General features: G+C 43.3%; 11 protein-coding genes. 5 read left to right on the top strand and 6 right to left on the bottom strand.

The features are described 5' to 3' along the window. Positions 1 to 243 precede the first annotated feature (243 nt). The 5 genes from MGMO_RS05985 to MGMO_RS05965 all read left to right on the top strand — a co-directional run bounded on the left by MGMO_RS05985 (position 244) and on the right by MGMO_RS05965 (position 5,226). Positions 244 to 693, top strand: a complete 450-nt coding sequence (locus MGMO_RS05985) for a response regulator (protein ID WP_023494141.1) — start codon at positions 244 to 246, stop codon at positions 691 to 693. 34 nt (positions 694 to 727) lie between these two features. Continuing rightward, positions 728 to 2,302 (top strand): hypothetical protein, encoded by a 1,575-nt coding sequence (locus MGMO_RS05980; protein ID WP_023494140.1) that lies wholly within the window; start codon positions 728 to 730, stop codon positions 2,300 to 2,302. A gap of 145 nt (positions 2,303 to 2,447) precedes the next feature. Beyond that, on the top strand, positions 2,448 to 3,227 hold the full coding sequence (locus MGMO_RS05975; protein ID WP_023494139.1) for a hypothetical protein: 780 nt from the start codon (positions 2,448 to 2,450) through the stop codon (positions 3,225 to 3,227). Positions 3,228 to 3,726: 499 nt separating this feature from the next. Then, entirely contained in the window at positions 3,727 to 4,263 is a 537-nt protein-coding gene (locus MGMO_RS05970) for a GTP-binding protein (RefSeq protein WP_023494138.1), read from the top strand. Between the two features lie 534 nt (positions 4,264 to 4,797). Next, positions 4,798 to 5,226, top strand: coding sequence for a hypothetical protein (locus MGMO_RS05965; protein WP_023494137.1), 429 nt, complete (start codon positions 4,798 to 4,800; stop codon positions 5,224 to 5,226). Positions 5,227 to 5,229: 3 nt separating this feature from the next. Here MGMO_RS05965 and MGMO_RS05960 read toward each other — a convergent pair whose 3' ends face one another. The 6 genes from MGMO_RS05960 to MGMO_RS05935 all read right to left on the bottom strand — a co-directional run bounded on the left by MGMO_RS05960 (position 5,230) and on the right by MGMO_RS05935 (position 8,644). Then, complete coding sequence (locus tag MGMO_RS05960; protein WP_023494136.1) at positions 5,230 to 5,694, bottom strand: hypothetical protein; 465 nt, start codon at positions 5,692 to 5,694, stop codon at positions 5,230 to 5,232. Beyond that, positions 5,694 to 6,233: a Panacea domain-containing protein gene (locus MGMO_RS05955; RefSeq protein ID WP_082458293.1), complete on the bottom strand. Its 540-nt coding sequence runs from the start codon at positions 6,231 to 6,233 to the stop codon at positions 5,694 to 5,696. Before MGMO_RS05955 ends, MGMO_RS05960 begins: the two co-directional genes overlap by 1 nt. A gap of 245 nt (positions 6,234 to 6,478) precedes the next feature. Beyond that, positions 6,479 to 7,090, bottom strand: coding sequence for a hypothetical protein (locus tag MGMO_RS05950; protein ID WP_023494134.1), 612 nt, complete (start codon positions 7,088 to 7,090; stop codon positions 6,479 to 6,481). A 228-nt stretch (positions 7,091 to 7,318) separates the two neighbouring features. Next, positions 7,319 to 7,675, bottom strand: coding sequence for a hypothetical protein (locus MGMO_RS05945; protein ID WP_023494133.1), 357 nt, complete (start codon positions 7,673 to 7,675; stop codon positions 7,319 to 7,321). Position 7,676: 1 nt separating this feature from the next. Then, the gene (locus MGMO_RS05940) at positions 7,677 to 8,417 is read right to left on the bottom strand and encodes a Rha family transcriptional regulator (RefSeq protein WP_023494132.1); all 741 of its coding nucleotides are present in this window, start codon (positions 8,415 to 8,417) and stop codon (positions 7,677 to 7,679) included. Continuing rightward, positions 8,414 to 8,644 (bottom strand): helix-turn-helix transcriptional regulator, encoded by a 231-nt coding sequence (locus tag MGMO_RS05935; protein WP_023494131.1) that lies wholly within the window; start codon positions 8,642 to 8,644, stop codon positions 8,414 to 8,416. The genes MGMO_RS05940 and MGMO_RS05935 overlap by 4 nt, the downstream gene beginning before the upstream one ends. Positions 8,645 to 8,709 lie beyond the last annotated feature (65 nt).

The following is an 8,709-nucleotide window of genomic DNA, read 5'->3' as shown; positions in this document are numbered from 1 at the left end:
TCTTTAATGATTAAATTGAGATAGGCGTTAGCAGGTAACACTAATCGCTAGTGATTGAGCGGAAAACCTTAATTCAACATAATCCTTATAAAGCTTTAAATTTAGGTGGACGGTAAAACAGGACAGATCAAGACCCTATTATTTATTTAATTAAAATAAGGCGTTAGGCGGATACGGAATTTTTTTGGCTATCGACCGGCAAAAATAACTTTAATAACACACGACACGAAGCAGGCTACTCCAATGGGAACAAACAATCCTAAATCAGCGTCATCAAACCCCGGCAACACCCAGATGTTAGGCTTTCGTGCCTTAATCGTGGATGATTATCCACCGTTTCAAGAGATGCTGGCATCTAGCCTAGGCACATTGACCCACATAAAAGAGATTGACTTCGCCGATAGTGGCGAAAACGCAATCGAAAAGGCCGAAGCCACGCATTACGACCTCATTTTCCTTGATGTAATGATGCCTCCTGGGATCGATGGTTATGAAACTTGCACGCGTTTGCGGGATAACCCTGCGTACAAGAAAACGCCCATTATCATGGTATCAGGAAACGACTCTCCTTTTGACGAGGTTAAAGGTGTCATTTCTGGTTGCACCACTTACATTACAAAACCCATACAGATAGAACCATTCCTACAATTAAGTAACCGTGTATTAAATTGGTTAAATTCCACAAAAACATGAATCCCGGTTAACTTGGCCTTTAGGCAGTTCCAGAATGGCAAATAATAACGCCAAACCATTGAAACTTGCGCTCCATGGCATGGATAGCCGTGCTGTCAAAACCATGATGCTATTTTTGCAAGGCCCCTGTAAGGGGGAAGCTTTCGTCGTTATTGACGCAGAAGATGCGGATGTCGATATTTTTGATGCTGACGCATCAAACTCGAAGAAGCTACTAGAAAATCATTTGCAGACCAAAATACGGAGGCCCGTGGTCGTTTTGTCCCTGCGTGAATTTGTTCATGAAGGCATCCTGCACTTAACAAAACCGATCAAAACGCGCGATATGTTATCCGTTTTGGATCAAGCCAAAACCTTGACCATTGAGCTCTCAAAAAAAACGGCGGCACCAGAAACTTCTACACCGTCGGACCCTGTTGGAAAAGAAGATTTCGATCTTTTTAATGACGAACTTTTCGAGTACATCTCATCGTCCTCCTGGGATGAGCCTCCAGCACCGCAATCGGCCGCTGAAATCCTACGTGTGGTAACGGTGCCTGAAAATGTAGAACCCAAACCTCTCGTAACTGATCCGGTTAAAACCGACAAACTCCCAGGAAACCCAACCACTACGACATCACACCCTAACTTAGTAGCGCTATCGGTTGACAACGAACCTGAAGAAGCACCGGCTGGGTCTCAAACACAAGAACTCGAAACTAATTTAATGGTTCAAGAGGGAAATGTTAGGACTGATAACCCAAACGCGATCTCCGCCCGCCTAGCATCAAACCCACAAGCTATTATCGAAGAAATTGGGCAAAAGACAGGCGAGACCACCGAAAGACAAGAACTCAAAACGTATGTAAGCGACCTGGAGCGGAACAAGACACCCAAGCATCAAACCGCAATGCGCCTGGATGAAAAAGGGTTTCATGACTACATCGGTGAAATTGAAGAAATAAATGTCAACGACCCCAAACAGTTTGATAAAGCCCAATACGATCCGAATGATTACTATCAGGGTACTGTGCAATCAGCATTTGCAGAATGCCTCTCAAAAGGTCAAATTTTGTTGCTGACATCCAATTGGTTGTCTGTCACCTTATTCCCCAATACCAGGGAAGTGTGGCTTGATGCCAATGACATTGAGGTGAAAGGCCTCGCCGGGATAAAACTCAAACGTAAAACCGTGACGGAAACGACGCTTCTCGCCACAGTTGACCCTAAAACGACAAACGAAGCGTATCCGTTGGATAAATTTGAAAACATAGAGGCTTTTATGTGGAAATTGGCCTGTTGGACATCAAAGGGGCGCTATCCCCAGGACATTGATTACAGGCTACCCGTTTATTTAACCCATTGGCCTAATTTTACCCGCTTATTAATAACGCCACATGCACTCAGAATTGCCGCTTTGCTTATCCAAGGCCCCAGGACTATGGTGAATATTGCCCAAATGCTCAAAATTGAACCTCAATATGCGTTTATCTTTATCAGCGCCGCCCATGCAATAGGCATAGCCAATCAAGCCAAAAGAGCTGCCGATAGCTTAGTGCAGGCATCCGACGTTCAACCCAATAAAGCTAAAGGGTTGTTGAGCAAGATTATGAAAAAATTAAGGAATTAATCTTTTAGGGCCTTTAATTAAGCAATAGCTACTATAATACCTTGAATAAGGTTACCCAACTGGATGAGAATACCCAGCGATCACATCAAAAATAAATTTACCTTGCGAATGAGGGCGTTAAAAAGCTTTTTTAACTGATTGGACAATGAGTAACATTAATAAGAGACCTTTAAAAGTTGCATTACACGGAATGGACAATCGCGCCAATAAAATTATGGCGATGTATTTTCAAGGGCCATGTAAAGGCGCAGCACTTTTAGTGCCCGATCAAGAAAATGCCGATGTGGATATGTTTGACGGTGATGTGCCTGCTTCAAAAAAAATAATGGCATCATATTTACAGGAACCGTTGTTAAGGCCCATGATCGTTCTGTCTTTACAGGAATTTGTGCATAAAGGCGCCTTCCATATCAAAAAGCCGGTCAATGTGGACGATATGTTACGGGTTATAGGTGACACAAAAAAACTTGCCAATGCGTATGCTAGAAAATCGGCAATAAAGCAAAAAATCGCAACGCGTCGGGAAGCATTGGAACCAGAAGACATACAACAGGATATGTTGGAGTTCGACATCGATCAAGCCAAATTATTTTCGTCCGGCGAAACTTCGGATGAAAGCGCCAACATTGGTAGTGCGGCAGAAGAGCAAGTATTGGGCAGAAAAATAATTGCGCTTTCCGATTATAATTGTATGGATGGCAGCCCATCTTCAATACCCCATAACATTGAAGCGGAAAGCCAACACCCGACAAACAAACCCATTGCAATCGACAAGAATAAGGACGGCAACAGTGACTCAGCCAAGAATCAGTTGGCAATGTCCAGCGACCCGTATGAAACACCAAAAGTAATCGAAACAGATAATATAGAAAAAGACTGGTTTGACGAATGGTTCGAATCCCAATCGACAAACAGCGAAGAATGAAATTGGCATCAAAAACTTATGGCCCTATCCTCCCCGGTGGGCAAAGATCTTATAACCATTGTCCCTAAAAGGGCTAGGTTAATGGAAAATAACAAAAAACCATTAAAGCTTGCATGGGATGGATAGCCGCTCTACCAAGATTATGATGTTATTTTTACAGGGATCGCGTCAAGGGGTCGCCCATGTCGTGATAAATCCAGAAGATGCCGATAAGAAATTGGCCTAATTTTACCCGCTTTTATTAAATACGCCACTGCACACTAAGAAATGCCGCCTTACTGATGGAATCCAAGGAAGATGGGCGGTATTGCCAAAACGCCCGATATAAAGCCACAAGATGTATTCGTATTTATTAAGCGACACACCTATTGAGCAGCCAAGCAAGAGAGCATCCGATACGCTTGTGCAAGCTTTGGGCTGCAGCGAAACAAGAGCAAGAGTTTGATGAATCGCATCATTCGTAGATTAAGAGTTAATTAGGTATTAGGGAACACGCCACATGACGCAGTATAAAATTATTTTTACCGGCCCCGTAGGCGCCGGTAAAACCACGGCTATACATTCAATCAGCGATGTGCCACCCGTAAAAACCGATGCTTCCGCCAGCGATATGACCAAAGCCAGGAAGGCTTCAACGACAGTCGCGCTGGATTATGGCATCATGAACCTTGAGGATGGGGAGAAAATACACTTGTATGGTACACCAGGCCAAGAACGCTTCGACTTTATGTGGGATATCTTAGTTACCGGTGGAATTGGCTTGATTTTGTTGCTGGACAACACCCGAGCGGACCCATTCAGGGACATGCGGTTTTTTCTGGGTGCTTTTAAGAAATTCATTGATGAAACCCATGTTGCCATCGGCATCACACAAATGGACATCAGCAACAAGCCCACCATCGCCGATTACCATGCCCAACTGCAAGTTTTGGACTTGAACCCCCCGATTTTTGCCGTTGACGCAAGAGTCAAAAATGACGTGTCTTTGTTAGTGCAATCACTGCTGTATTCATTAGACCCTGGGCTGACGGAATAAAACATCATCTATACCGCCAAGAATATAATGCTACCCCTTTTTTTGGGCAGAAAAACACCTGTATATCATACGGCTCTATCGCATCATGCCCTGTAAGCAAAAATAAAGGTACTCTTTGCAAGTTACCGTAGAGACAAGCTAAACGGAAAATCTTCCTTTGGGCCGTTCAGAGGTTTCTTCATATTGACATCCTATTCGCCCAGCCTCACGCCTTGCTGTAAAGATAACCATGGGGAATATATTCCGTTCGAGCATTCGTTTGGAACGGTTGTTTTTTTCATACTAGGCGTCAACCTTTCTTTTGTGCGGGCTCTATCGAATCTTGTCTTGAAAGCAGCATTATTAAAGGAATTAAGATTATTAAAATAAAAACATACCCCCAAAAGTACCCCAATTAAATCAGTGCTGCCTTAAGTTTTGCTTGATATTGGCTAGTTATAGTTTCAATATCACGCCTAAATTTTTCTGATCTACGAAATAAGGCCGCATAATTTGTGGCTGTTAGATTTTATGACTTAAACACTTTAGCCAAACATGCCGAAATCTACAAATTATGCCGCCCTAGTATTGGGCGCAATTACTGTCTTTACCGCAATGGAAACAATGGCGGAATCTGACTACCGATGCACTGTTGGACGTGTTGCAATGGCATCAACAAAATCTGCAACAATCCTCGCATGGGAAGAAAAAATTCATATTGGAAAGCAATTCACAGTTGAACGACAAACTGGATTGATGGCGGGTATTCTCAAAAATTCATTTACAACTAAACCAGTCGTTATTGATGTTGGATCGAAAGACAACTCGTACAAGGTGGTTACAACAATGCGCTTAGATGAAGGGGCTGGCTTCGGCTCTAACATTTATGCACTGACAATTAATGAATACGCATATTCTTCACAGAAACCATTTGTGTTTCTAAATAACGATGTTGTGTATTTGGGTGAATGTGAGCATTTTTAAGGCTTAAATTGCATTTTCGAGGGATGAGATAATTCGATTCTTCTTATCTTTGTCTATGGTTTTTGCAATTTTCACGGCTGCCATAATCTGTTCTCTAACATCTGTTGATATTTTTCCCCTTAGTGCAGCAGGATCAGCCATTAATGCTCTTACCACTTCCTCGCGCATTATTGTCGTAATTTCGTGACATGCAATGTGAGAATCATAACTAAGAAAATTATGGTTCGCTGCATCAATTGAAACTTGGCACTTTAATAGATCAGGTCTGTTTTGAATATACGTATTAATTTCTGAATTGACTAAAAAAGATAAGTATTCAGGATCGTCAGTAGTAACAAGAACTAAAAACTTGGGTTTGGTAATAGTGGTAAGTTTTAACTCAAGCCTTACGACACATCCCGGCTTAAGAGCGTTTTCGATATGTGAACGCTTAATTTCAGATGGGAATTGCTCTCCAAGCGAAGCCATTAAATGGCATGGATGTAACTTAAAACTTCTGCCGCATTTTTCAGGGTTGCAATAATATTGTCGATACTGATTGTTTCATTCCCATTAGTAGACTTCCATGCGTCATCGTGGGTTATATCAGTAAGCTGACCAAAGGATTTTTGACCGTATTCTAAAATGGTTAGGTTTAAGCATTCTACTTCTGATTCGGATAGCACATCCATATTGCAATCACGTTTAGGGACTATGTTGCGGCCTTGTTTAACTTCAATTGATTCCAGAATAATTTCATCCCAATCAACATCAATAGAGGTGTGGTCGCGGTTATCTGCAACCTTCATCATATCGTATATTGCAGATGGTACTGGCCCATAGTCCATCGCTATATATTTATCCCCGCAAATTAAACGACCATACTCTTGTAAATGTAATTTGTCGGACAGGTATAGAATTTTAGAGATACTATGAAGCGTAGCTTTATTTGCTAGACCACGCGCAATATAGAGAATAGTCTCTAAAGCTTTTTCTCGGTCAAAGTGTTTAACATGGATTGGCATCATTTGTCCAATATACCGATAAAGTGTTCAAAAATCCATATCCAAAGAAAAGAAATATTTTAAAAAACACCTACATCCATTATTAAAACTGCAACATCAATGATCCAAGTTATCTAAATCCTTTCTTCAAAAACTTCTCTTGCTCTCGCAATAAAGCATACAACCCTCGCATCAAAGCCCGATTCCCACCCTTGTAGGCATTGCGTGAGGCTCTGGCCTTGCCTTCGGGTGTCCTTGCCCCTGTGGACTTATTCCAAGGCTGCCATTGCCTTATTTTCTGCGATTGTTGTGCCTGTTGTTCCGCTGTCCAGGATCGCGCTGCCATTTTGTGCCTCTAATAGTTCGTTTGGCGAAAAATTATTTTTTCCCGCGTGCGTGGGCGGTATGCCGTTATTCACCTGTTGGTGTCCGCTTGAAATATTGGCTTGCTTGGCAAAGATAACGGGCGGGTTCTTGATAGCCGCCAATGTCTCTAGGGTTGCCCGGCATTGGCTTTGGGCTTTCAGTGCCAGCCGTAGATAGGTTTCAATATTCCTCATGTATTCCTGATTCTTAGCCCGTCTTGCCAAATTGTTGAACAATTCATCCAGCGTATGCGCTTGAGACAATAACATGGCTTCAGGTCGTTTCATATTGCCATTGTTTACACTCTCGATTTGTAAAGCCAGTTCATCAGCTAATGCATTGACATCGGTTATGTTGCCTTGCCATTGCTGAATTGTTCCCGCTGCCTGTATTTCCGGCTTGGTCAATGTCCGCGCCATTGCCGTGTCTTCTGTTTCATCATGTTGTTGGCAAACTTCCACAGCATTTTTTGGCTTTGTTGCTGTCTCGGTTGTCGGCCTTTTTTTTGTTCCCATGCGTGTGTCTCGGTCAATGCTTGATTTCAAGCGGGATAACACCCTGGTAACAGTACAGGGTATGGTAAATAATAGGCACATCCCGTATGGTGAACACTAAAGGCAAAAATGGCAATACCTAAGTTATTGATTCATTTAGAAAGGCGTTCATATAATGAACACCTGTTCACGATACGGCACGACTCGTTCAGCAGTCGGCACAAAGCGTTCATATTATGAACAAGCAAATCACAATTCCGGTGTCCAGGTTTGCCATTCATCGGTCGGCTTTTGATCGTTGAATTGACGGAAAGTCAGCCGCCATCGCCTCGCCAATTGCTTGTAGTAATGGCCTTCCAGGACTAGCCTAATAAAGCCGTGTGATTCCAGTTCCCTGAATGCCTGGTGCGCCAGACCACGGCAACAACCTACGCGCTTTTGGGCTTCGGTGACGCTGTAGGCTATCGGTTCGTACATCCGCCAATGGCATTGCATCAAGACCAGCAACTTAACCGCATTGCCGCTTAAATCCAGGTAAGCGGCGGAACGGATCATATCCACGTCTTGGGCAATGTACTGCTTTTTCGGAACTCTAACCCTGCTCATATCAGCCGCTTAGGGGGTTCGTTCGTTCAACCACAAAGCCAGCCAAGGTATTTTTAACGCTTTGGAAAATATCCTTATAAGGCTGTTGCTTTTCCATGCCTACGGTTAATACCTGAGCCGCAATCAGCTCAAACGTGCCAAGGGTGGACAACTGGATTGCGGTCAATAATTCCCTAACCTCGGTGGCTTGCGGCTCAATTACCAGCATGGCCTTATAAACTGCATTGGTGATATTTGAAAAGTAGCGGTCAGCGTTTTGGCTGCCCCTTCCTTTGGCATAAGCCACGAAAGCCTGAATCGCATCGGTCAGGATGCCCCGGCTGTCTTTGCCGGATAGACGAGCCACTTGGTAGGCTAGGGTTTCACGCTCTTTGGCTTGGCGGTCTAAAAGTTTCCGTACCTTCAAGAATTCATCGACTAACCGCTTTTGACCTTCCTTCGACTTCCTGCCCCCAATAAAGGGCATGGCCTTCAAAAATCCCGCTTCGTTGAGTTCGTAACAGGGATATTCCTTACCGCGTTTTTTATATGTTCGCGGCACAAATTCGTGCCGTGAGATTGTGGCATCTGCTATCAATTCGTTAACGGTGCGAAGTACGCTTTTATGTTCACGCCCGAATTCTTTTGCTATGCCCAGGCTGTTAATGCAAACTTGATTATTCGCCCCGTGGATGATTAAACGGGTTGACAATGAAGTTTCCGGTTGATTAATTTTGACGATCTGTTTTTCGGCAGGCTTCATGACTTACCCCCAAAACTTTCGATCAATTGGCGAATATCTTCCACACGCCAAGCGGTTGTGCGTTCGCTTAGCTTTACAGGTTTAGGGTATTTTCCTGTTTTTACGCCGCTTAAAAACGATGATCGGCTTATAGGAATTAAAGCGGGGATATTTCGATGCTTACTTCCCCAAATTTGCCAGCCTCTGAGAAAGCCAGCTTCGGGAAGTTGTTTAGACGTTGTTGACATAAGTAAATCCTCCTCGTTGAATTTACCTACATTTTAGGGGACAGCTTTATACTGTCAATACATAA

Origin of the sequence: Methyloglobulus morosus KoM1 (assembly GCF_000496735.2) — a bacterium.
Classification (GTDB): Bacteria; Pseudomonadota; Gammaproteobacteria; order Methylococcales; family Methylomonadaceae; genus Methyloglobulus; species Methyloglobulus morosus.
This window is presented reverse-complemented; position numbering and strand designations above follow the sequence as displayed.